The organism is Mesorhizobium sp. NFR06, assembly GCF_900115245.1.
Classification (GTDB): Bacteria; Pseudomonadota; Alphaproteobacteria; order Rhizobiales; family Rhizobiaceae; genus Mesorhizobium.
This window is the reverse complement of record NZ_FOVT01000003.1, coordinates 70065-93970: the sequence shown is the minus strand read 5'-3', so window position 1 is coordinate 93970 and position 23906 is coordinate 70065. Positions and strand designations below refer to the sequence as shown.

Here is a 23906-nt window from a genome sequence, read left to right as displayed (position 1 = left end):
GCCGCCGACTGCGGTTGATGTGGTGATGGCCGTCTTGTCTTTCGCTAGCGAATCCGGTCTCTCGCGTTGATGGAATTCTCTCCCCAACAGGATGAGGCTTTGAAGGCGGTCGGGCGCTGGCTCAAGGAGGGCCGGCCGCAGGTCTTTCGCCTGTTCGGCTATGCCGGCACCGGCAAGACGACCCTGGCGCGCTATTTTGCGGAACATGTCGATGGACAGGTGCAGTTCGCCGCCTTCACCGGCAAGGCAGCGCAGGTGCTGCGCTCCAAGGGGGCGACCAACGCCCGCACCATCCATTCGCTGATCTACCGGCCGAAAGGCGAGGAATCGGTCGAGGACGAGGTGACCGGCAAGACCTCGATGTCGCCGACCTTTTCGCTCAACCGGCAAAGCCCGATTTCGCGCGCCAAGCTCGTCGTCATCGACGAATGTTCGATGGTCGACGAGCAACTCGGCCGCGACCTGATGAGCTTCGGCGCGCCGATCCTGGTTCTGGGCGATCCGGCCCAGTTGCCGCCGATCTCGGGCGGCGGCTTTTTCACAGAGCATGAGCCGGACGTGCTGTTGACCGAGATCCATCGCCAGGCGCGCGACAACCCGATCATCCGGCTGGCGCTCGATGTGCGCGAGGGCCGCGAGTTCATGCATGGCGATTATGGCGCGGCACAGGTGATCGGCAGGGAAGGCGTCAACCAAGAACTGGTGCTCAAGGCCGACCAGGTGCTGGTCGGCACCAATCGCACGCGGCGCCGCTATAACCAGCGGCTGCGCGAGCTCAAGGGGTTCAATGCCGACTATCCGCAAGCCGGCGACAAGCTGGTATGCCTGCGCAACGATCCGGCAAAGGGGCTGCTCAACGGCTCGCTGTGGAAGGTGATGACCTCGTCGCGCGAGACTGTGAAGCCCGGCATCAACCTGCTGGTCTCGCCGGAAGAGGACGATCCCGACCGCGGCGTCGCCAAGATCAAGTTGCTCAAGGCGGCATTCGAGGACCCGGATGCCGAAATCCCCTGGCAGCAGAAGAAGCGTTTCGATGATTTCGACTATGGCTACGCGCTGACGGTACACAAGGCGCAGGGCTCGCAGTGGAACGACGTCGTGCTGTTCGACGAGAGCTGGGCTTTCAAGGAAACCCGGCAGCGCTGGCTGTATACCGCGATCACGCGTGCCGCGGAGCGGCTGACGGTCGTGCGCTGACGCTTGCGAACCTCATGTTGGCCTTGCGCCCAGCCATCGCCAGGCCGCTTCTTCGTCGTCGACGCCAAAGCGCCTGAAATCGAACGGCAGCGCCTTCGGGAACATGGCGGCGACACGAGAAGCCCAACGCGGCTCGCCGATGGTCGCGCAGCGCACGACATGTTCCATCGCGCCGGCCACGCCCTGGCGAAGCGTGTCTTGCGAAATATTGGCCCAGTCCACGCTTTCCTCGTCGGTCAGCCGCACCAGCACGTCGATCCTGGGGTGGAGCGCGTAAGCGGCCTCCAGCAGGCCGAACAGGTTTTCCGCGTCGGCGGGCGAAACATCGCCGACAACATCGATGGCGAAGAGCGCGTCGCGATTGGTTTCGATGCGGCGGATCGCCGGCACGGCGTCAAGGAAATTCACTGGCAAATCCTTGCGTTGGCGCATTTCCAGGAAAACTGCGAAACGGTTTTTCCCCCGGAATTGCGTTAAAACAGAGCACGTTAGCCACCATCTATCCCCTGGAACACCCGAAACCCTCTATCTGTTCCCTGCAAAGGCGGTATAGATGCCCGCCGACCCACTGGACTCCAGTTCATGCCCGCCAAGCTTTCGGTCAATCTCAACGCCGTCGCCATGCTGCGCAACCGTCGCGATCTGCCGTGGCCGAGCGTCACCGGACTTGGCCGCATCGCGCTTGCCGCCGGCGCGCACGGGCTGACGGTGCATCCCAGGCCCGACGAGCGGCACACCAGGCATTCCGACCTGCCCGAGATCAGGGCGCTGATCGACGACGAGTTTCCGAAGGCAGAATTCAACATCGAGGGTTATCCGACCGAGGATTTCCTGGCGCTCGTCGAGAAGAACCAGCCCGAGCAGGTGACGCTGGTGCCGGACGACCCGGCGCAGGCGACTTCGGACCATGGCTGGAACTTCGTCGCCCAGGCGGCGTTCCTGATGCCGATCGTCAAGCGGCTGAAGAAAGGAGGGTTCCGCGTGTCACTGTTTTCCGACGCGGACCCCGCGGGCGTGAATGCGGCTCGCGACACCGGCGCCGACCGCATCGAGCTTTATACGGGCCCTTATGGCGGCTTTCATTCTGATTCCGCAAAGGCGGCGAAAGAACTGGAAAGACTGGGAAAAACCGCGGACGCGGCATTCGCGGCCGGGCTCGGCGTCAATGCCGGCCATGACCTGACCGTGAAGAACCTGCCGGCTTTGGCCAAGCGCATTCCGGCATTGGCCGAAGTATCGATCGGACATGGGTTGACAGCGGATGCGCTGGAGTATGGCATGGCCGGCACGGTTGGGCGGTTCTTGAAGGCCTGTGGATGGTAGGGCGCCTTGCGTAGCTTCGGCAGTTTTGGAGCGTCCCGCGTATTGCGGCGGCCTCGAAGCGTGGCGAATCTGATGAAGTGGGGTTCATGGTGCTAGCCAACGCCAGCGAAACAGAATCCCTCGAACGTTCGGGCCATGCCGACGCCGAGCGGCAGCACAGCACCAAGGTCCTCATGCTTGGCGCGCTGGGCGTCGTCTATGGCGATATCGGCACGAGCCCGATCTACGCCTTTCGCGAGGCGTTGCATGCTTCGTCGAGCGCGGTTGCCCGCCATGACGTGCTCGGCGTGCTGTCGCTGATCGTCTGGGCGCTGACCATCATCGTCACGATCAAGTATGTCGCCTTCGTGCTCAGGGCCGACAACAAGGGCGAAGGCGGCACGCTGTCGCTGATGTCGCTGGCGCGCAGCGCCTATCCCCCGGGCTCGCGCCTCATCCTGGTGATCGGCCTTTGCGGCGCGGCGCTGTTCTTCGGCGATTCGATCATCACGCCGGCGATCTCCGTGCTGTCGGCGGTGGAAGGCCTGAAAGTCGTCACCCCGGCGCTCGACGCCTATGTCGTTCCGATCACACTGGTGATCCTGGCTGTGCTTTTCGCCGTGCAACGTTTCGGTACGGGCAAAGTGGCGGCGGTATTCGGACCGGTGACGGCGACATGGTTCGTGGCGATCGGCGCGGCCGGCGTCTACCATATCGTCGACGATCCCTCCGTTTTCCTGGCGATCAATCCCTATTACGCGGTCTACTATCTGGCCACCACGCCGACCGGCGCCTTCGTCACCGTTGGCGCCGTGTTCCTGGCGGTCACCGGCGCCGAGGCGCTCTATGTCGACCTCGGCCATTTCGGCCGCAAGCCGATCGTGATGGCCTGGTTCGCAATCGTCTTTCCTTGCCTGCTGCTGAATTATTTCGGGCAAGGCGCCTTCGTGCTCTCGCATGGCGGCAAACCCACCAACCCGTTCTTCCAGATGCTGCCTGAATGGGCGCTGATGCCGATGGTCGGCCTGGCGACGGCGGCGACCGTCATCGCCAGCCAGGCGGTCATCTCAGGCGCCTTCTCGCTGACCAGACAGGCCGTGCAGCTCAACCTTCTGCCCCGCATCGAGGTGCAGCACACCTCCGAGATGCAGAGCGGCCAGATCTATATGCCGAGGGTCAATCTTCTGGTGGCGCTCGGTGTGATGCTCCTGGTCGTCGGCTTCGGCAGCTCGAGCGCGCTTGCCTCCGCCTACGGCATTTCCGTCACCGGCGAGATGCTGATGACGACGATACTTCTGTTCGTCGTCATGCGCTGGCTCTGGAAATGGCAGCTGGCGCTTGCCCTGGCGCTGGTGGGGCTCTTCGGCGTCATCGATCTCGGCTTCTTCTCGGCCAATGTCGTCAAGGTCGTTGAAGGCGGTTGGGTGTCGATCACGGTCGCCTCTCTCATGGGGCTGATTATGTGGACCTGGATACGCGGCACCCGCTATCTCTTCGACAAGACGCGCCGCAACGAGATCCCGCTCGACTTCCTGGCGTCGAACCTCTTGAAGAAGAAGCCGCAGCTGGTGTCCGGCACCGCCGTGTTCCTGACCAGCGATCCGCTGAGCGCGCCGACGGCGCTGATGCACAGCCTCAAGCACTACAAGGTGCTGCACGAAAAGAACGTCATCCTGTCGGTGGTGACAGCGCCGCAACCGGTCGTACCTGACAGCGAGCGCGTCAAGCTGGAAACCGTCAACGACCTGTTCATGCGCGTGACGCTGACCTTCGGCTACATGGAGCAGCCGAATATTCCGCGTGCGCTGGCCATCTGCCGCAAGCAAGGCTGGAAGTTCGACATCATGACGACGTCCTTCTTCCTGTCGCGGCGTTCGCTGAAGGCTTCGCCCAATTCGGGCATGCCGATCTGGCAGGACCGGCTGTTCATCGGTCTGGCGAAAACGGCGGCGGACGCGACGGAATATTTCCAAATCCCGACCGGGCGCGTGGTCGAGATTGGCACGCAGGTCGCGATCTGACAGCCGCGATTTGTGCCGGATGAAGAAGCCCGCGCGTTCCGCATACAGTTAAGCCCTGCATTACCGACATGGGAGCCCTTACGTGGCGGCACTTGATATTGCACTGCAGCAAGCGTAGAGCACCGCGCGTTTTATCGGAGTGTCGTCCATGGCCCTTGCCAGTGGTGCTGAGGCAGAACCCGCCGACCAATCGAGCCACCCGGAAATAGAGCAGCACAGCACCAAGGTGCTGATGCTGGGTGCGCTCGGCGTCGTCTATGGCGACATCGGCACCAGCCCGATCTATGCGTTCCGCGAGGCACTGCACGCCTCCTCCGGGGGCGATGTCGCCAACCGCGCCGACATTCTCGGCGTATTGTCGCTGATCATCTGGTCGCTGACCATCACGGTGACGGTGAAATACATCATGTTCGTGCTGCGCGCCGACAACCGCGGCGAGGGCGGCGTCCTGTCGCTGATGGCGCTGGCGCGCGGCACTTTCCCGACGCGCTCGGCGATCGTGCTCGGCATCGGCATCGTCGGGGCCTCGCTGTTCTTCGGCGATGCCGTTATCACGCCCGCCATCTCGGTGCTGTCGGCGGTCGAAGGCATGAATGTCGTGACGCCTGCCTTCCAGCCCTATGTCGTGCCGCTGACCCTGCTGATCCTTGCGATGCTGTTTGCCGTGCAGCGCTTCGGCACGGGCGGCGTGGGCCTGGTTTTCGGTCCCGTCACCGCCATCTGGTTTCTCGCCATCGGTCTTTCCGGGCTGAAGCACATCATCTCGGATCCGGAAATCCTGTGGGCGATAAGCCCCCACTATGTCGTGGCTTTCTTCATCAACTCGCCGGATGTGTCCTTTGTCACGGTGGGCGCCGTCTTCCTGGCCGTTACCGGCGCCGAGGCGCTCTACGCCGACCTCGGTCATTTCGGCCGCAAGCCCATCGTTCTGGCATGGCTGGCGATCGTGTTTCCCTGCTTGCTTCTGAACTATGCCGGGCAGGGCGCCTATGTGCTGGCCAAGGGCGGCACAGTGGGCCATCCGTTCTTCGAGATGAACGAGGGCTGGTCGTTGATCCCCATGGTGGTGCTGGCGACAGCGGCGACCGTGATCGCCAGCCAGGCGGTCATCTCCGGCGCCTATTCGCTGACCCGGCAGGCCGTGCAGCTCAACATGCTGCCGCGTCTGGAAATCCTGCACACGTCGGAGAAACAATCCGGGCAGGTCTACTTGCCGCGCGTCAACATGCTGCTCGCCCTTGTCGTGATGCTGCTGGTGGTCGGCTTCGGTGAATCCAGCAGGCTCGCCTCGGCCTACGGAATCTCGGTCACCGGCAACATGCTGGTGACGACGACGTTGTTGTTCATCGTCATGACGCGCATCTGGAAATGGAACATCTGGCCGGCCATCGCCTTGACTGCGGTGTTTGGGCTGATCGATGTCGGCTTTTTCGCCTCCAACATCGTCAAGGTGTTCGAGGGGGGCTGGGCTTCGCTCGCGGTCGCCTTCGCCATCATCCTCGGTATGTGGACCTGGGTGCGCGGCAGCCGCTATCTCTTCGACAAGACGCGCCGCAACGAGATCCCGCTCGACTTCCTGGCGGTTGTTTTTTTCGGCGCTGATGCACAGCCTCAAGCACTACAAGGTGCTGCACGAAAAGAACGTCATCCTGTCGGTGGTGACGGCGCCGCAACCGGTCGTACCTGACAGCGAGCGCGTCAAGCTGGAGACCGTCAACGACCTGTTCATGCGCGTGACGCTGACCTTCGGCTATATGGAGCAGCCGAATATTCCGCGTGCGCTGGCCATCTGCCGCAAGCAAGGCTGGAAGTTCGACATCATGACGACGTCCTTCTTCCTGTCGCGGCGTTCGCTGAAGGCCTCGCCCAATTCGGGCATGCCGATCTGGCAGGACCGGCTGTTCATCGGTCTGGCGAAAACGGCGGCGGACGCGACGGAATATTTCCAAATCCCGACCGGGCGCGTGGTCGAGATTGGCACGCAGGTCGCGATCTGAGAGATTGCACCGCATAGGCTGGTTTCAGCGTTACGCAATCCGAACCGAAGGCCACGGCGAAGGCGCCGAGCCCAAGCGCTGTGCACTTGCCTGGGATTGCCGTGGAGGGAGGCGGGCATGAGCGGCGAGTTGGTGCTTGTTACCGGCGGCTCCGGCTTCCTCGGCGCTCACTGCATCCTCGCGCTTTTGGACGCGGGCTACCGCGTGCGCGCGACCGTCCGCTCCGCCAGGCGCGAAGCCGACGTTCGCGGCATGTTGAAGATCGGCGGGGCCGAGCCTGGCGATGCGCTCACATTCGCCCATGCCGATCTCACCAGCGACGACGGCTGGCCCGTAGCGGTCGCCGGATGCCGGTATGTTCTTCACGTCGCTTCGCCTTTTCCGCCCGGCGTGCCGAAGCACGAGGACGACCTGATCGTCCCGGCCAGGCAAGGGGCGTTGCGCGTATTGCGAGCCGCGCGCGACGCCGGCGTCGAACGCGTCGTGCTCACCTCGTCTTTTGCCGCCATTGGCTACGGCCAGGCGCCGGTGCCCGGCCATCCGTTCACGGAAGAGAATTGGACAAATCTGGCGCAGAAGGTGAGCGCCTATGTGAAGTCGAAGACGCTCGCCGAGCGGGCAGCGTGGGATTTCATCGCTTCCCAAGGCGGCGCGTTGCAACTGGCCGTCGTCAATCCGGTCGGCATCTTCGGTCCGGTCCTGGGACAGGATCATTCGACGTCCACGGATTTCATCAGGCGCCTGATGGACGGCGAGATGCCGGGCCTGCCGCGCATGGCGGTCGGTGTGGTCGATGCGCGCGACGTCGCCGACCTGCATCTGCGCGCCATGACCGACCCCGCCGCCAAGGGCGAGCGGTTCCTGGCCATCAGCAGCGATTTCATGACGATGTTGGAGATCGCGCGGACCTTGAAAGCCCGGCTGGGCGACGCGGCCTCGCGCGTCACCACGAGGGTGCTGCCGGATTGGCAGGTGCGGCTCGTCGGACTGTTCGACGGGCAGGCAGCCCAGATCGTGACGGAACTGGGCAAGCCGAGGAACGCGACGGCCGCCAAGGCGGTGCACCTGCTCGGCTGGGCGCCGCGGTCACGGGAAGAGGCGCTCGTTGCCACAGGCGAAAGCCTGATCCGGCTCGGGCTGCTCAAGACGTCGAAATAGCGCGCGCCCCGAGGACATGCCCCGGGGCGCGCGGTTTTAGCCGAGCAGGGCGGCCGTGTTCGCTTCGAGGAACTGCTTCAGCGTCCGCGACTTGCGGCCTGACAGCTTCTCGACCGCGTCCGTCACCTGAGCAATGCGGCCGGCACGGGTATTGGCGTCGAAGGAGACGATGATGCGGGCGAAATCCTCTGGGACGCCGGATGCCTTGATGCCTTCGGTCAAGCCTGCGTCCGGCACCTGGACGACTTCGATCGGCTTGCCGGTCGCGTCGCTGACCATTGCCGCGATCTCGCTTGTCGTGAACGCCTGCGGGCCGGTCAGCGTGTAGATGCGGCTTTCCTTGGAACCGGACGCTAGGCTGGCGGCGATAGCAGCCGCCATGTCGTCGCGCGCGCCGTGCGCGACACGGCCATCGCCCGCCGATGTGTACCACTTGCCGGTAGCAATGGCGTGCGGCAGCGACATGAACAGGTTCTCCTGGTACCAGCCGTTGCGGAAGATCGTGTGGGGGATGCCGCTCGCCTTGATGGCCTGCTCGGTGCCGTAGTGGTCGCCGGCGAACAGCACAGGCGAACCGGGCTCAGGGTCCGGCATCGACGTGTAGAGCAGATGCGAGACGCCGACCGCTTTGGCCGCGGCAACCGCCGTCTGGTGCTGCTTCAGACGCCGATCGCTCTTCAAATCGAGCTCGCCGGTCGAGACGATCAGCACCCTGTCGGCCCCTCTGAACGCCTTCTCCAGCGAGGCTGGATCGTCGAAATCGGCGACCCTCACGGTGACACCGCGCGCCGCCAGATCGGCAAGGTTTGCCGGGTTGCGCGTGGTGGCGATGATATTGGCCGGCGCGACTTTCTGCTCAGCCAGCAGATGATTGACGACGGCGCGTCCGAGATGGCCGGAGGCGCCAGTTACGAGAAGTGTTTCGGTCATTGAGGATTCCTCGAATTGCCAACAGGCGGGTCTGACGGATGGTCTCAAAAAGAGACCAGCGCTAAAATAGGAATTGACATCAAGCCGTAAAGAAGGCAGTTTTTCGGGAGGTAGGCACAGCCAGGGAACCACCTTGGCGGCCTTGTTTCGCTGAGCGGGATGTCGCGATGGACAGCAAGATCTTCAATCTGAAATCGAAGCTCGAGGTCTACAAAGCGATGACCAACGGCGGCAATTTCGCCGACTGCCCGGTCCGCGACGTGATCCAGGGCATCAACGGCAAATGGAGCTCGCTGCTGGTGATGGCGCTGGCGGAGAAGCCTTATCGCTTCGGCGAGTTGCGCCGGCTGGTTCCGGATATCTCGCAGCGCATGCTGACACAGACGCTCTTCGACCTGCAGCGTGACGGCTACGTTCACCGCGAGGTCTTTCCAACCAAACCGCCCAGCGTCGAATACAGCCTCACCGATCTCGGCCGCTCGATGTTTTTGCCGCTGCAGCAGCTCGTTCAATGGGCCGAACTCAACCATGATGCGGTGCGCGAAGCGCGCAAGGCGTTCGATGCCCGGATTTGAGTTCGGCCTTCTGCACTCGGTCAGCGTCAAAGCTCCAAGTTGATTTGGTGACATCAATCAGGGATTGTGCCCGCCGGTCGGTCTGGGCGGGCAATGGACAAGAATCTCGACATCGCGATCGCCGGCGCCGGTCCGGCAGGGCTGGCAACAGCGCTCTACCTCAAGCGGGCGGGGCACAAGGTCACCGTTTTCGAGCGCTTCGACGCGCCGAAGCCCGTGGGTTCAGGTCTCATCCTGCAGCCGGCCGGGCTGACCGTGCTCGCCGATCTCGGCCTGCTTGACGACATCCTGGCCCTCGGCAGCCGTATCGAGCGACTGCACGGTACAGACGCCAAGAGCGGACGCACGGTGCTCGAAGTCCGATACGACGCGCGGCGCGGCCGCCGCTTCGGTCTGGCCGTGCATCGGGCAGCGCTGTTCGGGGTGCTTCACCGCGCCGCTGCGCGCGAAGCGATCGCCGTCGAAACCAATGTCGAGATCGAAACGCTGGAGGCCGGCGAGCGGGCGACGCTCATCTGCGGCAACGGCAAGCGGCTGGGGCCATTCGACCTCGTTGTCGATGCCAGCGGCGCGCGATCGAAATTGCGGCGATACCTCGGCAATTGCGCCAAGCCGCGGCCGCTCGCTTATGGAGCATTCTGGACGTCGCTCGGGTGGCGCGACGGCTTCGACGAGCGGGCGCTGCTGCAGCGCTACGACAAGGCAAGCATCATGGTGGGGGTGCTGCCGATCGGCCGGCCGGAGCCCGGCGCGGCAGACATGGCGGCCTTCTTCTGGAGCCTGAAACCGGCCGATGCTGAAAAGGTGCGGGCCGAAGGCCTCGACGCCTGGAAGGCGAGCGTGGTTTCTGTGTGGCCGGCATGTGAGGCCTTCACCGGTCAGATCGACAGTTTCGACCAGCTCTCGCTCGCCCGCTATGGCCACCATACGATGGCGCTGCCGGCCGGCCGGCGGCTTGCCGTCATCGGCGATGCCGCGCACTCGACCAGCCCGCAACTCGGGCAAGGCGCGAACATGGCGCTGCTCGACGCCGCGGCACTCAGCCATGCATTGGCGCAGGCCAACAATGTCGACGACGCGATCGGGATCTACGCAAGCGCACGCCGTTGGCATGTGCGCGTCTTCCAGGCCCTGTCGTTGTCGCTGACGCCGTTCTATCAGTCGGACTCGACAAGCTTGCCCTTTGTCCGCGACCGCATGGTGGCGGCGCTGGCGAGAATTCCGCCGGGGCCGCAATTCCTCGCCGCCATGGTCGCCGGAACGGTCATCGACCCGTTCAGGCGGATCGGGCTTGCGGAGTTGCAATGGCCTGTAGCCGGATGACCTCGGACAGATAGGATCCTTTAGCCCGTAGGAAGGCGTGCAATCGCCGCGGATAGTCCGGGCTGACGGCTTCGTTCACCGATCGACGCTTGCTCAGGGCGTCGCGCCAGGCCTGGATGAGAGGCTTGCCATCGAGAATGCCGAAATCGCCGATGCGGTCGAAGGTGTCAAAATAGCGGAAGACCGGCCCGTAGACGGCATCGACCAACGAAAAGGGATCTCCAGCGAACCACGGCCCGCCTCGCCTTGTCGCCAGTTCTGCTTCCACACGTGCGAACATCTCGGACAAACTCCTGCTTTCACGGAGGAACGCAGCTTCATCGGCGGCAGAATAGAAGCGGCCGATGGCGTTGAGGATGGCCGAACCGAATTCGATCCAGGATCGGTGCCGGGCGCGCTCCAGCGGATCGGCAGGGTGCAAGGGATCGTCCTCGGTCTCCTCGAGGAATTCCAGGATGACGGCGGATTCGAAAATCACTTCCTGCGCATTGCCGTGCCGGACGCGCAGCAACGGCACCTTGCCGAGTGGCGAGATGGCCTTGAACCAATCCGGCTTGTCGGAGAGGTCGACATTGATCCGCTCGAACGGCACGCCCTTCTCGGCAAGCGAGATCGCCGCGCGCTGAACATAGGGGCACAAGTGGTGGCTGACGAGGGTGAGCCTGGCGGTCATCTCACTCTCCCCAGACATAGTTGAGCGCGCCATCCTCGACCAGGGTCGACAGGAACAGGAGGCGCGAGCCCTTAGGCGCAGGGCCTTCGAGGCGCTCGCCGTTCTCCATGTCGAAGCGGGCGCCGTGCCATTGGCACACGAAGGCGCCGTCCTTGCAGTCCAGCGGCCCGCCGAAATGCAGGCAGACATTGGCCGCGGCGCGGATGCGCTCGCCGCTGCGCCAGACGTGAACCTCGCGGCCGAAGAAGGGCGCGATCAGGCTGCCGGTTTGCGGGATATCGGCGATCTTGCAGATTTCGTGTTTCATGGGACAGCTCCATTCAATGCATTTGCATTTATATAGATGCGTTTGCATCGATCGTCAAGCTTGATGCAATTGCATCTATCGTTTAGGCTGCCCTGATGACGAAGACACCCCCATCACCCGAAGCCGTCGCCGCTTGGGCGCGCCTGATGCGCGTGTCGCGCCAGCTGGTCGAAAAGACCGAGGATGCCTTGAAGGCTGAGGGTCTGCCGCCGCTCGGCTGGTACGACGTTCTGCACGAGCTTGCGGAGTCGGGCGAGGAGGGGCTGCGGCCGTTCGAGCTCGTCGATCGCGTCCTGCTGGCACAGTACAGCGTCTCGAGGCTGCTGGCGCGGCTCGAGGCGGATGGCCTTGTGGAAAAGCTGCCTGTTTCCGATGATGGCCGCGGCCAGACCGTGCGTATCACGCCAAGCGGCCGGGAGACGCGCCGCCGCCTATGGGCAGTCTACGGCAAAGCCATATCCGAGCTGATGGGCGACAAGCTTTCTGCCAAGGAGCTGGAAATGCTGGCCGGTTTGCTCGGGCGGCTGCGCGACCCGCCAATCATGGAATGAATGCGCCGACCGATCGACCTTTCAGGGTAGATGCGAAGCCCAAAGAAATGCGATCGTCGCCAGCGCGCCAAGCGCGACGCGGACTAGATGCATTTTGCCCCATTTGACGATCAACGATCTTGCCTGCGGATTGTCGGCCTCGATCTTCATCGCTATCAACAAAAGATTGGTCGGCATCATCACCAGCACCGTCCATGGCCAGGGCAGGATGATCGCCACTGCGCCGGCCAAAAAGCCCGGCGCTCCGGTTTGCCACCAGGCAATCAGTCCGAGAACGCAGGCGACTATGGCAATGGAAGCCTGCATGGCGGCGCCGCGCTTGTAGGAAGGCTGCCATTCCCGCAGCAATGCCTCGTCTCCCAACCCCAGGCGCGCCGGTTGCTCCGCGACGCTGACATAGACTGCGGCGCCGGTGAAGGCGGCCGCCACGGCCAAGGCAAGCAGACCGGCCAGCATCTCGTCCTCCAGCAAGAGAGAAGCCCTCGGCGGAAAATAGCGCTTGCTTGGCCGCGGACAATACGGCATAGAAGCCGAACCGTAACGTACGGTACTCTTTCGGGAGCAATCAACTCGACGACGTAGGAAAGAGCGTGTTGCAGGCAGGCGCCGACATCGACACAAGCGAAGCGCTGACGGAGCGCCAGCAGGCCGTGCTGGATGCGGCACTTCGCCTTCTGGTCGAGGAGGGCGACAACCTGACCATGACCGCGGTGGCGCGGCGGGCAAGCTGCTCCAAGGAAACGCTCTACAAATGGTTCGGCGATCGCGACGGGCTCTTGACGGCGACGGTGCAGTGGCAGGCTTCCAAGGTGCGCGTCGCGGCCATCGACCGCGAGAAACTGGATCTCCGTTCGCTTACGGCGACCCTGGAACGTTTTGCGTCCGACTGGCTCAAGGTGATATCCAGCGACACGTCGATCGCGCTCAACCGTGTCGCTGTCGGTCACGCCGGCTCCGGCAAGGACGATCTCGGCGCGGTCGTGCTGCAGAACGGCCGCTTCGCGCTTGCCAGACGCTTGAAGCCGGTGCTCGAGGCAGGCCGGCAGGCCGGGCTGCTCCATTTCGACGACGCCGAGACGGCGTTCCGGACCTTCTTCGGCTTGGTCGGCCGCGACGTGCAGATCCGTCTGCTGCTCGGCGACCGGGTGGAATTGACTGAGGCGACGATCGGCGGCGATGCCGTGCGCGCGACGCAACAGTTTCTCGCTCTTTTCGGAGCAAAAAACCGGCCGCAAGGCCTCTGATCTTCAAAACGGGAAGGAAGACCAAAATGCGTGTCTATTACGATCGTGACGCCGATCTCAATCTGATCAAGGGCAAGAAGGTCGCCATCATCGGCTATGGCAGCCAGGGCCGGGCGCATGCGCTCAACCTCAAGGATTCCGGCGTCAAGGAGATCGCCATCGGTCTCAAGCCCGGTTCCGCCACCGCCAAGAAGGTCGAGGCCGACGGACTCAAGGTGATGAGCGTGGCGGATGCGGCCAAATGGGCAGATCTGATGATGATGGCCACGCCCGACGAGTTGCAGGCCGACATCTATAAGAACGAGATCGCGCCGAACATCCGCGACGGCGCCGCCATCGCCTTCGCGCACGGCCTCAACGTGCATTTCGGCCTGATCGAGCCGAAGGCTTCGGTCGACGTCGTCATGATCGCGCCGAAGGGCCCCGGCCACACGGTGCGCGGCGAATACCAGAAGGGCGGTGGCGTGCCATGCCTGGTCGCCGTCAACCAGGACGCCTCGGGCAACGCGCTCGACCTGGCGCTCTCCTACGCCTGCGGCGTCGGCGGCGGCCGTTCGGGCATCATCGAGACCAACTTCCGCGAGGAATGCGAGACCGACCTGTTCGGCGAGCAGGTGGTTTTGTGCGGCGGTCTGGTCGAATTGATCCGCGCCGGCTTCGAGACGCTGGTGGAAGCCGGCTACGCGCCGGAAATGGCCTATTTCGAGTGCCTGCACGAGGTAAAGCTGATCGTCGACCTGATCTATGAAGGCGGCATCGCCAACATGAACTACTCGATCTCCAACACCGCCGAGTGGGGCGAATACGTCTCGGGTCCCCGCATCATCACGGCGGAGACCAAGGCCGAGATGAAGCGCATCCTGAAGGACATCCAGACCGGCAAGTTCACCTCGGAATGGATGCAGGAATACCGCGCCGGCCTGTCGCGCTTCAAGGGCATCCGCCGCATGAACGACAGCCACCAGATCGAGGAAGTGGGCGCCAAGCTGCGCGCCATGATGCCGTGGATCGCCAAGAACAAGCTGGTCGACAAGGCGAAGAACTGAGCCGATCCACGTCTATTTGCCTGCGCGTCCTCGGGCTTGGCCCTGCGGTCGCGCTGGTGATCACCAAGAGCAAGCTGGTCGACAAGGCGAAGAACCAAACTAATTGTCGATGTTACCGCTCCCATCTGACATGAACCGGCGGAGCGATCCGCCGGTCTTCTTTTGCCAAACCGCTGGTCGGGTGCGGGTTCAGCCGTAGTGCCAATGCGGTTTGGGCTCGGTGCCGGTAAATTCGACGCCGATGCGATCCTCACGGCGCCAGCGCACCACGGCCCTGTAGCCGACGCCGTCTGTCGGCACGTAGAGCAGGAATTCTTCGGGCACGCGTGCGTCGATCGGCACTTTCAACTCCGCGCCGCGCGAATGCATGTTGCGCACTGTGCATGTTACCTCGGAATTGGTGATGCCGGTCAGGATCGTCGCGCCCTTCAGCACGCGTTGCCTGCGTTGGATCCTGGGTTCGTTTTCGGCCATTGCGGGTACGTTCTCGCGAACTGTTCGCCGCGAATCGGCGTGCGGGGCGCCGACATGGATGAATAGGCGCCGTTGATAAATTTAGGGTTATCGCCGGTCGTGGACATACGGTTTGCGCCAAATGGAACGGCGCCCGCGAGGGGCGCCGTTTCGCTGTCTCCGTTGGCGGGCGGCTCAGATATAGGGCGAAATGCACTGCCGGCGCGGGCCATAGTTGGGCTGGAACGTGTTATCCCAGGCCCGATAGGACCGGTAACGGTCGTAGCACCATTGGACATGGGCCCTGGAGAGCCGCTCGGTCCGGTAGATGCGCCGCGGCTGATAGTACCGCGGATAGGCATCATAATAGTAGGGATCGTAGTAGTTGTTGTAGGCCAGGCTGCCTAAGCCCAGACCAAGGCCCAGCCCCAGAAGGGCGGCGGCACCACTATCGAAATGCCGATGATGGCGATGATGCCGCCAGCGCCAGTCGCCGCCATCCCAGTCGCGGGAGAAATGACGGCCGCGGAAGTCGCCACCGCGCCATCTGAAGTCGCGGCCGCGCCAGTCGCCACCGCGCCGCCAGCGCCAGTCATACATCTGCGGCGAGTAGTTGTTGCCGCCGGCCCAGCTGTCGCGGACAGGTATGATCGTAGGTGCCGCCGTGCTGGTGGCGACCGAGAGATCGGGCTGCAGGATCGGGCCGGCGATCGAGGGCGCCGCCTGACCCGTCATGAGGCCCAGGGCCACCAGCCCGGAGCCGAGGGAAGACAAGAGCGGTTTCATTTCACTCTCCAAGGAGTAAAGGCCCCACGCCCAGAGCACCTGGGAAATGGCCTATTGTTGGAACTTTCCGTCTGAACGGGGGATGAACGGAAAGGTTCCGTCAACCATGACGAGCATCGAGCCCGGCTCTTGTTTTCGTCCTCGCTTGCAGGCAAAGGTCACGGCCATGTCGCTGCGGCTCGCCACCTTCAATGTCGAGAACCTGATGAACAGGTTCGATTTCTCGGGCTATCGCAACCAGCTCAATGAAGACCGCACGCTGGCCTTGTTCGATATCCAGAGCGAAGCCGAGTACCGGCTGCTCGAGCAGGCCCGCATGATCGCCCAGTCCGACGACACCCGCCAGTTGACGGCGCTCGCCATCGCAGCCACCCGCGCGGACATCATCTGCATGCAGGAGGTCGACAACATCGAGGCGCTGAAGGCCTTCGAATACGGCTATCTGTTCAAGATGGTCGGGCAGGGCTATCGCCAGAAATACACGACCGCCGGCAACGATACGCGCGGCATCGATGTCGCGTTGATGATGCGCAACGAGACTGCGCAAGGGCAATCGATCGATTTCGTGCGCATGACCAGCCATGCCTATGTCACCTTCGAACAGCTCGGGCTGTTTACGCCGGAGCTTGCCGCGCTCGGGCATCTCGCCAATGAGCGGATCTTTCGCCGCGACTGCCTGGAAGTCGACGTGAAGATCGGCGGCGCGCCGCTGACGCTCTATCTCGTGCATTTCAAATCGATGGGTCCGCCGCGCAACGGACTTGACGGCCGCGAGGCGACGATGCCGCTGCGCATTGCCGAGGCGCAGGCGGTGCGCCGCATCATCGAGGAACGTTTCGGCAAGGATCATGCCGCCGGCAAGCGCTGGGCGATCTGCGGTGACCTGAACGATTATCGGCAACGCGTGAAGATCGACGGCGACGCGATCGACGGCTACCGGTTCGAGGTTGTCGACGAAGCCCGGTCCTCGATCAATACCCTGACCGCCGACGGTTTTTGCGAGAACATTGTCGAGCGGCGGCCGGAGGTAGACCGTTGGAGTTTCTACCACACGCGCGGCCCGGAGGAGCGGCATCTGTGCCAGCTCGATTACATCCTCCTGTCGAAGGCGCTGGCCGCTAGAAATGCCACCGCCGTTCCCGACATCATTCGCAACGGCCAGCCCTGGCGCACCATCTTTCCGCCCGGACAGGAGGTCGAGCGTTTCCCGCGCGCCGGCTGGGACAGGCCGAAAGCGTCGGACCACTGCCCGGTGGCGATCACATTGGACATGGTGTGACCCTCTTGAGTTTCGATCTGCCACGCAACGTCATCCTGCCGGTCGACGCGATCGACGTCCGCCTGGATTCCGGCCCGCACCCCTTCGCGGTGAGCAATGCGGATGCGATCGCCGAGAATTGGCGGCAGGAAATCGCGGCCAATCCGGCACTGTTCGACGGCACTGTGGTGCTGCTCTCGCAGCTTGCCTATCGCGACGGGCAGCTTGTCGGCCGCTGCCATGCGGTCAACTATTCGACCTTCCTGCTGTGGCGTAAGCGGCGCGAGAATTCCGGTGCCGAGCATGCCTATGCGCACGCCATGCTGGTTGCCGGCGACAACGCGCTGGTGGCGATCCGCATGGGACCGCACACGGTCAATGCCGGCCGCGTCTATTTCGCCGCCGGCTCGTTCGAGCCGATCGACTTCCGCGACGGGCTTGTCGATGCCGACTTCAACATGGTCCGTGAGGTGAGGGAGGAGACAGGGCTCGACCTGTCGGCCGCCGAGCGTGGGCAGCGCTATCACGCGCTGTCCACGGCGAGCGGCACGGTGATCTTCCGCCACTACCGCGTGGCTGAAACGGCCGACGAGCTGGCACGGCGCATCATGGCCTTCGTCGCCACCGAGACGGACCCGGAGATCGAGGGGCCGGTGATCATCCGCCATGCCGGCGATCTGCCGGACGGGCTGATGGGGCACATGAAGCCGCTGATCGAGTGGCATTTCGCGGGCGCCGTTTCCTGAACTCGCCGTGGCGTCGATGCCACCGGGTGCGTCCTACGGAAAGAGCGGCGGCAGCGCGTCGGCGTTGTGCGGTGCGCGTTCCCGCGGGCCGCCGTCATCCTTGTAGTAATAACTATAGCCGTTGAGGGCCGGCGCGCCGCCAAGATGCGCATAGAGTATTCTCGATCCTTCAGGAAAGAAGCCTTTCCTGGTCAGATCGATCAGCCCCTGCATCGATTTTCCCTCATAGACCGGATCGGTGATCATCGCCTCGGTGCGGGCCGAGAGCCGGATCGCCTCGTTGGTGGCGTCCGACGGAACCCCGTAGGCGGGATAGGCATAGTCGGGATTGATCACGATTTCGTCCTCACGTATGGCGCGACCCAGCCCAACAAGGGCGGCGGTGTCGTCGGCGATGCGCCGGACCTGCGCGCGGGTCTGTTCGAGCGTGCCGGAGGCGTCGATGCCGATCACCCGGTCGGCGCGGTTTTGCGCGGCGAAGCCGACGACCATGCCGGCCTGCGTCGAGCCGGTCACAACGCAGACTATGATGTAGTCGAAGGCAAAGCCGAGCTCGCTCTCCTGCCTTGCGACCTCCTCGGCGAAGCCGACATAGCCCAGACCGCCGAACTTGTGTACCGAGGCGCCGGCAGGAATAGGGTAGGGCTTGCCGCCGGCATCCTTCACCGACTGGATCGCATCCTGCCAGCTTTTGCGGATGCCGATGTCGAAGCCATCGTCGACCAGCCGGCTGTCGGCGCCCATCAGGCGCGTCAGCAGGATATTTCCGACGCGGTCGTAGACCGCATCATAGTGCGGCACCCACTTCTCCTGGATCACCACGCATCTCATGCCGATCTTGGCCGCTGTCGCGGCGACCATGCGCGTGTGGTTCGATTGAACGCCGCCGATCGAAACCAGCGTGTCGGCGCCGGACGCGATTGCGTCCGGCACAATATATTCGAGCTTGCGCAGTTTGTTGCCGCCCATGGCGAGTCCGGAATTGCAATCGTCGCGTTTTGCATAGACCTGCACTTTTCCGCCGAGCGCCGCGCTGAGCCGCGGCAGATGCTCGATCGGCGTCGGGCCGAAGGTCAGCGGATACCGTTCAAATTTCGCGAGAAGTGACATCGATCTGCCTCCGCCGTAGTCGTTTTTTCGATAGACGGATGATAGACGAACAAGGGCGAAAGGTGCTCTCGAAAGCCTTTCAAGATTTATCCACTTCCATCAGAAAATGCGCTAGGGTTGGTTCCAACCGTCCAATAGAGCCAAAAAAATGGAAGAATCTTCTGACCCAACCTTTGACCGGATCGACATCAAGATCCTGCGGGCCCTTCAGTCCGAGGGACGGCTGACCAACGCGGAATTGGCAGCCCGCGTGAATGTCAGTGCGGCCACCTGCCATCGGCGCACGCAACGCCTGTTCGAAGAGGGCTACATCACCGGGGTCAGGGCGGAGATCGCGCCGGCCGCAGTGGGGCTCGGCGCGTTGGTCATGGTTGGTGTCGTGCTCGACCGCTCTACGCCCGAAAGCTTCGCCGCTTTCGAGGAGGCGGTGCTGATGCTCAAGGAGGTCCTGGATTGCAATCTCGTGGCCGGCGACTTCGACTTTCTGTTGAAGATACGCGTGCGCGATATGGCGGATTTCAACAAGCTGCACGGCCAGAAGCTGATCGCGCTGCCGGGCGTGCGGCAAACCCGGACTTTCTTCGTCATGAAGGAGGTCAAGGAGAATGCGCGACTGCCGTTTTGACAGTCCTGCAGCCAAAGGGCGCGGCAAAAGCCGCCTTATTCGTGCCGCAGCGCGTCGATCGGGTCGAGTCTGGCGCCGCGCAGCGCCGGGAAGAACCCGAACACCATGCCGATCAGCGCCGAGAAGCCGACGGCGAGCAGGATGACGGCCGGGCTCGGCGCGAAGGGTATCGTCAGCGCCATCGAGGTGAGGCCGGCCAGCGAGAGACCGATCAGGATGCCGATGATGCCGCCAAAGAGCGACAGCACCGTCGCTTCCACCAGGAACTGGATGAGGATGTGTTTTTCATGGGCGCCGATCGCCAGCCTGATGCCGATCTCGCGCGTGCGCTCGGTGACCGAGACCAGCATGATGTTCATGATGCCGATTCCGCCGACCAGGAGGCTGACGCCGGCGACGGCGCCGAGCATGCCGGTCATGGTGGTGGTGGCGCTGGTCATCGCATCGGCGATCTGGGTCATGTCGCGAATGGCGAAATCGGCATCGCGGTCCGGCGTGATGCGGCGGGTATCGCGCAAAATATCCTCGACGCGCGGTTGCAGTTCGCTGGTCGGCGTGCGGTCGTCGGCGGCGATGTAGATGTTGTCGATGTCGCGATTGCCGGCGATGCGCCGCTGATAGGCGTGCAATGGCATCAGCACGACATTGTCCTGGTCCTGGCCGAAGCCGGTATAGCCCTTGGGCTCAAGCAGGCCGATGATCTTGCAGGAGGTGCGGTTGACGCGGATTAGCTCGCCCTCCGGATCACCGGCGCCGAAGAACTGCTGGCGCACGGTTTCGCCGATCAGGCACACAGCCGCACCGGCCCGCGTTTCCGAATCGCTGAACGGCCGTCCCGATACGAGTTTCCAATCGCGGGCGTCGAGATAGGCGCTGTCGGTGCCGGTGACGCCCGAGGTCAGGCTTTCGGTGCCGAAGATGACGCGGACCTGTTTTTGCGAAGCAGGCGAAATCGCGCGTGCGCCGCTCAGATGCGCGACGAGCGCGGCGACGTCCTTTTCGGCCAGCGGCCGCACCGCCTGATCGAGTCCTCCCGGTCCGCCGGGTCCGGCGGGCCGGCCGGCGCGGACGACGAGCAAGTTGCTGCCGAGCTTCGAAATATCGGCCTTGACCTTTTCCGTCGTGCCGGAGCCGATGGTGAGCATGGCGATGACGGCCGCGACGCCGATGACGATACCAAGCAGTGTCAGGAACGAGCGCAACACGTTGCGGCGGATCGAGCGCAGCGAGAGGCGGACGGTCTCCCAGATCATGCCGCCTCCGCCGTCATCGTGTCGGAAGCGAGATGGCCGTCGAGGAAACGGATGATGCGGCCGGCATAGCCGGCGACATCGGCCTCATGCGTGACCATGACGATGGAGAGGCCGAGATCGGCATTGAGCCTGGTCAGCAACTCCATGATCTCGTGCGTGCGCGCCGTATCGAGATTGCCCGTCGGTTCGTCGGCGACGAGCAGCGTCGGCCTGGTGACGATGGCGCGGGCGATCGCCACGCGCTGCTGCTGGCCGCCCGAAAGCTCGGCCGGCGTGTGGTGCTCGCGCCCGACAAGCCCGACCTGGGCAAGCGCCTGCATGGCAAGATCGCGCCGCTCGCGCGCGGCGACGCCGCGATAGATCAGCGGCAGCTCGACATTTTCCGCCGCCGTGGTGCGCGGCAGGAGATTGTAGCCCTGGAAGACGAAGCCGACATAGAGGTTGCGCAAAAGCGCGCGGCGGTTGCGGTCGAGCCGGCCGGCATCGACGCCCATGAAGCGGTATGTTCCGGCAGTCGGCGTGTCGAGGCAGCCGATGATGTTCATGGCCGTCGACTTGCCCGAGCCCGAGGGTCCCATGATGGCGACGAATTCACTTCTGCGGATGGCGAGATCGACGCCGGCCAGCGCATGCACGCGGGCCTCGCCCTCGCCATAGCTTTTCCAGACCTTGTCGAAAGTGATGAGCAGGGGAGCCGACACTTCGTCAGCTCCGCTGCTGCGCGCCGGTGATGACTTGCGCGCCCTCGTCGAGGCCCGACGTGATCTCGGTCAACTCGCCGTCGGTCGAGCCGATCCTGACGTTGACCGGACGCGGCCGTCCGTTCTCCAGCACATAGAGCGTGCGCGAACCGTCGGTCGGCGCCTTCGTGGCTTCGCGCTGCCGGTTGGGACGGCCCATGCGCCCGGTGAAGAGGTCGCCCAGGCCCCAGCCCCGGTCCGCTCGTTGCACCGGGCGATAGCGGAAGGCCGTCGCAGGAACGGCGAGCACGCCCTTGGCCTGCCGGGTGACAACCGAGACCGTCGCCGTCATTCCGGGCCTGAGCAGAAGCTCGCCATTGTCGACTTCGAGACGCGCATTGTAGGTGACGACGCCGTCGGTGGTGACCGAGGCGTAGGAGATGTCGCGGATCTCTGCGTCGAAAGGACGGTCCGGGAAAGCGTCGACGGTGAAGCGGGCGTGCTGGCCGGGCTTCACCGCGCCGATATCGGCCTCATCGACCGCGGCCCGCAATTCCATGTTCCGCAAGTCGGCGGCGATAACGAAGAGCACGGGCGCCTGCAGCGAGGACGCCACCGTCTGGCCGGGATCGACCGAGCGCGTCAGCACGATGCCGTCGATCGGCGCATAGATGGTGCTCTTCGCAAGATCGGTCTGCTGCGCCTTGAGGTCGGCCTGGGCGATAGCGAGATTGGCTTCGGCGCTGTCGAGCGCCGCCTTCGAACGATCGCGCGTCGCGGTCGCCGCTTCGAGCGACTGGTCCGTCGCCATGCCGCGCTTGGTGAGGGCGTTGGCGCGTACAACCGCATTTTCGTTCTCCTGCAAGGTCACCTTGGCGTCCTCGACGGCCGCCGCCGCTGCCTTGGCGGAGGCGGTAGCCCGCTCGATCTGGACCTCCAGCTTTGCGGTATCGAGCGTCGCCAACACGTCGCCCTTCTTGACCTGCTGATTCTCATTGGCCGCGACCGAACGGACGATGCCGGAAAGCTCGCTGGAGATGTCGACCTGGGTGAGCGGCTGCAGCGTGCCGGTGGCCGACACCTGGACGGTGAGGTCGGCAGTCGCCGCAGGCACGGTGGTGTATTCAATTGCGGGCGGCGCGGCTGCATACCATTGATAGAAGGTAATGCCGGCCGCGACGATTGCCAGCGCCAGCAACGCGTAAAGCCAGCCGCGGCGACGCTTGCGGCTTACGCCCTTGCGATCGAGCCCGAGTGCGGCCGCTATGGAAGTATCGGATTCCGCGTTTGGCGGATTGACAAGCTGGTCCACGCCGGACCCCTATGCTGAAATTTGATGTCCCTATCCGTGCACAAATCAGGCCTTAAGGTTCGAATTTCAAATTAAATTTCCCTCATGTTGGGATTGAGGCAGAAATTCGGGGCGAGGCGAAAGGTTTTCTCCATGGCGCGCAATTACTTGCTTTACGATGTGTTTACCACCGAACCGCTGGCCGGAAATCCGCTTGCAGTGGTGCTCGACGGCGATGGGCTCGATAGCGCCGGCATGCAGGCGATCGCGCGCGAATTCAATCTTTCCGAGACGGTGTTCGTGCTGCCTCCCGACAATCCAAAGCACCGCAACCGGATCCGCATCTTCACGCCCGACTATGAAATGCCGTTCGCGGGGCATCCGACGGTCGGTTCGGCGATCGCGCTGGCCGAGCTCGCCGGCGAGGCGACCGGCATTTTCGTGCTGGAGGAAAATATCGGACCCGTCCGCTGCGCGGTGAGCAAGCATGACGGCTCGACCTTCGCCGAGTTCGATCTGGCGAAATTGCCGGAACCGTTGGAGCTCAAGGCCGACCCCGAAGCGATCGGCGCGGCGCTCGGCCTTGGCCCGCACGAGATCGGGTTCGAGAATCACCGCGTGGCCTTCTGGTCGGCCGGCGTGCCCTATGTGACGATTCCCGTTGCCGGGCTGGAGGAGGCGGCCAAGATCAGGCTCGACAACCAGGCGTGGTCGGAACTTGCGCCGCGCAAGAGCGAATGGGCCATGGCCAGCCCCTATATCTACTGCCGCGAGCGCGTCCACCACGACAGCGCTTTCCACGTGCGCATGATCGTGCCGGGCAATCCTTCCTACGAAGATCCGGCAACCGGTTCGGCCGCGGCGGCCTTTGCCGGCGCGATCATGCATTTCGATGCCCCGACCGACGGCGTCTCGCAGCTCTGGATAGAGCAAGGACTGGAAATGGGCCGACCGTCGCGCATCCGGCTCGAGCTCAATGTCGACGGCGGAAAACTGGCTTCCGCGCGCATCGGCGGCCATGCGATAAAGGTGGCGGAAGGCAGGTTGTTTGTCTGACCGGTGCGAGCTTTTTAAGCCGGCATGATCCTTTCCGAAAACCGGAATCCACTTTTCGGGATCATGCCGTGTCGATTTGTCGGGAAATGATCCGGCAGGGCTGGACATCACCGAAACCGGCGGCTATATGCGCCGCCGACGCTGGTTTTCCCGGCGGTGTGGGTGTGTAGCTCAGTTGGTAGAGCAGCTGACTCTTAATCAGCGGGTCCACAGTTCGATCCTGTGCACACCCACCATTCAGTCCTCGCTTTTTCAGCTTTCAACCAAGGCGCGGCAAAATCGCGTCGAGATTTTGTCGAAGACGCCTTCGCGCTGTTGGTGAAG

Annotated in this window: 24 protein-coding genes, 1 tRNA gene and 1 pseudogene; 15 read left to right on the top strand and 11 right to left on the bottom strand. The window is 63.6% G+C overall.

The annotated features are described in order from the left end of the window. Positions 1 to 69: 69 nt before the first annotated feature. On the top strand, positions 70 to 1197 hold the full coding sequence (locus F3H96_RS07215; RefSeq protein ID WP_149791258.1) for an ATP-dependent RecD-like DNA helicase: 1128 nt from the start codon (positions 70 to 72) through the stop codon (positions 1195 to 1197). A gap of 12 nt (positions 1198 to 1209) precedes the next feature. Here F3H96_RS07215 and F3H96_RS07210 read toward each other — a convergent pair whose 3' ends face one another. Further along, on the bottom strand, positions 1210 to 1605 hold the full coding sequence (locus tag F3H96_RS07210) for an STAS/SEC14 domain-containing protein (RefSeq protein WP_149791257.1): 396 nt from the start codon (positions 1603 to 1605) through the stop codon (positions 1210 to 1212). Positions 1606 to 1779: 174 nt separating this feature from the next. Between F3H96_RS07210 and F3H96_RS07205 the strand changes: the two genes are divergently transcribed. The 4 genes and pseudogenes from F3H96_RS07205 to F3H96_RS07190 all read left to right on the top strand — a co-directional run bounded on the left by F3H96_RS07205 (position 1780) and on the right by F3H96_RS07190 (position 7675). Beyond that, a complete protein-coding gene (locus tag F3H96_RS07205; protein WP_149791256.1) occupies positions 1780 to 2520 on the top strand; it encodes a pyridoxine 5'-phosphate synthase in 741 nt (246 codons plus the stop codon). 86 nt (positions 2521 to 2606) lie between these two features. Then, a complete protein-coding gene (locus F3H96_RS07200) occupies positions 2607 to 4520 on the top strand; it encodes a potassium transporter Kup (RefSeq protein ID WP_149791255.1) in 1914 nt (637 codons plus the stop codon). 148 nt (positions 4521 to 4668) lie between these two features. Then, a pseudogene (locus F3H96_RS07195) lies at positions 4669 to 6517 on the top strand (potassium transporter Kup). Positions 6518 to 6634: 117 nt separating this feature from the next. Next, positions 6635 to 7675: an aldehyde reductase gene (locus F3H96_RS07190; RefSeq protein WP_149791254.1), complete on the top strand. Its 1041-nt coding sequence runs from the start codon at positions 6635 to 6637 to the stop codon at positions 7673 to 7675. 36 nt (positions 7676 to 7711) lie between these two features. On the opposite strand, the gene F3H96_RS07185 is transcribed toward F3H96_RS07190, so the two are convergent. Continuing rightward, a complete protein-coding gene (locus tag F3H96_RS07185) occupies positions 7712 to 8605 on the bottom strand; it encodes an SDR family oxidoreductase (protein WP_149791253.1) in 894 nt (297 codons plus the stop codon). Positions 8606 to 8772: 167 nt separating this feature from the next. Here F3H96_RS07185 and F3H96_RS07180 point away from each other — a divergent pair, with 167 nt between their 5' ends. After that, positions 8773 to 9180 (top strand): helix-turn-helix domain-containing protein, encoded by a 408-nt coding sequence (locus F3H96_RS07180; protein ID WP_149791252.1) that lies wholly within the window; start codon positions 8773 to 8775, stop codon positions 9178 to 9180. Between the two features lie 93 nt (positions 9181 to 9273). Further along, entirely contained in the window at positions 9274 to 10503 is a 1230-nt protein-coding gene (locus tag F3H96_RS07175) for an NAD(P)/FAD-dependent oxidoreductase (RefSeq protein WP_149791251.1), read from the top strand. Here F3H96_RS07175 and F3H96_RS07170 read toward each other — a convergent pair. Together F3H96_RS07170 and F3H96_RS07165 are read right to left on the bottom strand one after the other, a co-directional pair. Continuing rightward, complete coding sequence (locus tag F3H96_RS07170; protein WP_188131314.1) at positions 10457 to 11176, bottom strand: glutathione S-transferase family protein; 720 nt, start codon at positions 11174 to 11176, stop codon at positions 10457 to 10459. The two genes, F3H96_RS07175 and F3H96_RS07170, sit on opposite strands and share 47 nt — an antisense overlap. 1 nt (position 11177) lies before the next feature. Then, a complete protein-coding gene (locus F3H96_RS07165) occupies positions 11178 to 11483 on the bottom strand; it encodes a Rieske (2Fe-2S) protein (protein ID WP_149791249.1) in 306 nt (101 codons plus the stop codon). 146 nt (positions 11484 to 11629) lie between these two features. Between F3H96_RS07165 and F3H96_RS07160 the strand changes: the two genes are divergently transcribed. Then, complete coding sequence (locus tag F3H96_RS07160; protein WP_244619931.1) at positions 11630 to 12034, top strand: MarR family transcriptional regulator; 405 nt, start codon at positions 11630 to 11632, stop codon at positions 12032 to 12034. A 21-nt stretch (positions 12035 to 12055) separates the two neighbouring features. On the opposite strand, the gene F3H96_RS07155 is transcribed toward F3H96_RS07160, so the two are convergent. After that, positions 12056 to 12487, bottom strand: a complete 432-nt coding sequence (locus F3H96_RS07155) for a DUF1772 domain-containing protein (protein ID WP_188131331.1) — start codon at positions 12485 to 12487, stop codon at positions 12056 to 12058. Between the two features lie 137 nt (positions 12488 to 12624). Between F3H96_RS07155 and F3H96_RS07150 the strand changes: the two genes are divergently transcribed. Continuing rightward, on the top strand, positions 12625 to 13278 hold the full coding sequence (locus F3H96_RS07150) for a TetR/AcrR family transcriptional regulator (RefSeq protein WP_149791246.1): 654 nt from the start codon (positions 12625 to 12627) through the stop codon (positions 13276 to 13278). A gap of 26 nt (positions 13279 to 13304) precedes the next feature. Beyond that, a complete protein-coding gene (gene ilvC / locus F3H96_RS07145; protein ID WP_149791245.1) occupies positions 13305 to 14324 on the top strand; it encodes a ketol-acid reductoisomerase in 1020 nt (339 codons plus the stop codon). A gap of 189 nt (positions 14325 to 14513) precedes the next feature. Here the strand turns inward: ilvC and F3H96_RS07140 are convergent, their stop codons facing one another. Further along, on the bottom strand, positions 14514 to 14798 hold the full coding sequence (locus tag F3H96_RS07140) for a PilZ domain-containing protein (RefSeq protein ID WP_149791244.1): 285 nt from the start codon (positions 14796 to 14798) through the stop codon (positions 14514 to 14516). A 174-nt stretch (positions 14799 to 14972) separates the two neighbouring features. Then, on the bottom strand, positions 14973 to 15563 hold the full coding sequence (locus F3H96_RS07135) for a BA14K family protein (protein WP_149791243.1): 591 nt from the start codon (positions 15561 to 15563) through the stop codon (positions 14973 to 14975). Positions 15564 to 15729: 166 nt separating this feature from the next. On the opposite strand from F3H96_RS07135, the gene F3H96_RS07130 reads away from it, so the two are divergent. Together F3H96_RS07130 and F3H96_RS07125 are read left to right on the top strand one after the other, a co-directional pair. Then, positions 15730 to 16842 (top strand): endonuclease/exonuclease/phosphatase family protein, encoded by a 1113-nt coding sequence (locus F3H96_RS07130; protein WP_149791242.1) that lies wholly within the window; start codon positions 15730 to 15732, stop codon positions 16840 to 16842. A gap of 5 nt (positions 16843 to 16847) precedes the next feature. Further along, positions 16848 to 17567 carry a hypothetical protein gene (locus tag F3H96_RS07125; RefSeq protein WP_149791555.1) on the top strand — a complete coding sequence of 240 codons (720 nt, stop codon included), beginning with the start codon at positions 16848 to 16850 and terminating at the stop codon, positions 17565 to 17567. A 33-nt stretch (positions 17568 to 17600) separates the two neighbouring features. Here F3H96_RS07125 and F3H96_RS07120 read toward each other — a convergent pair whose 3' ends face one another. Then, positions 17601 to 18677 (bottom strand): 1-aminocyclopropane-1-carboxylate deaminase, encoded by a 1077-nt coding sequence (locus F3H96_RS07120; protein WP_149791241.1) that lies wholly within the window; start codon positions 18675 to 18677, stop codon positions 17601 to 17603. A gap of 148 nt (positions 18678 to 18825) precedes the next feature. On the opposite strand from F3H96_RS07120, the gene F3H96_RS07115 reads away from it, so the two are divergent. Next, on the top strand, positions 18826 to 19302 hold the full coding sequence (locus F3H96_RS07115; protein WP_149791240.1) for an Lrp/AsnC ligand binding domain-containing protein: 477 nt from the start codon (positions 18826 to 18828) through the stop codon (positions 19300 to 19302). A 35-nt stretch (positions 19303 to 19337) separates the two neighbouring features. Here the strand turns inward: F3H96_RS07115 and F3H96_RS07110 are convergent, their stop codons facing one another. From F3H96_RS07110 to F3H96_RS07100, 3 genes are read right to left on the bottom strand one after another with little or no spacing between them, the layout of a single operon-like run. Beyond that, positions 19338 to 20555, bottom strand: a complete 1218-nt coding sequence (locus F3H96_RS07110; RefSeq protein WP_149791239.1) for an ABC transporter permease — start codon at positions 20553 to 20555, stop codon at positions 19338 to 19340. Further along, positions 20552 to 21256: an ABC transporter ATP-binding protein gene (locus F3H96_RS07105; RefSeq protein WP_149791238.1), complete on the bottom strand. Its 705-nt coding sequence runs from the start codon at positions 21254 to 21256 to the stop codon at positions 20552 to 20554. Before F3H96_RS07105 ends, F3H96_RS07110 begins: the two co-directional genes overlap by 4 nt. Before the next feature lie 4 nt (positions 21257 to 21260). Next, complete coding sequence (locus F3H96_RS07100) at positions 21261 to 22547, bottom strand: efflux RND transporter periplasmic adaptor subunit (RefSeq protein ID WP_149791237.1); 1287 nt, start codon at positions 22545 to 22547, stop codon at positions 21261 to 21263. Positions 22548 to 22679: 132 nt separating this feature from the next. Between F3H96_RS07100 and F3H96_RS07095 the strand changes: the two genes are divergently transcribed. After that, positions 22680 to 23582 (top strand): PhzF family phenazine biosynthesis protein, encoded by a 903-nt coding sequence (locus F3H96_RS07095; protein WP_149791236.1) that lies wholly within the window; start codon positions 22680 to 22682, stop codon positions 23580 to 23582. A 160-nt stretch (positions 23583 to 23742) separates the two neighbouring features. Further along, positions 23743 to 23818 (top strand) — tRNA-Lys (locus F3H96_RS07090). Positions 23819 to 23906 lie beyond the last annotated feature (88 nt).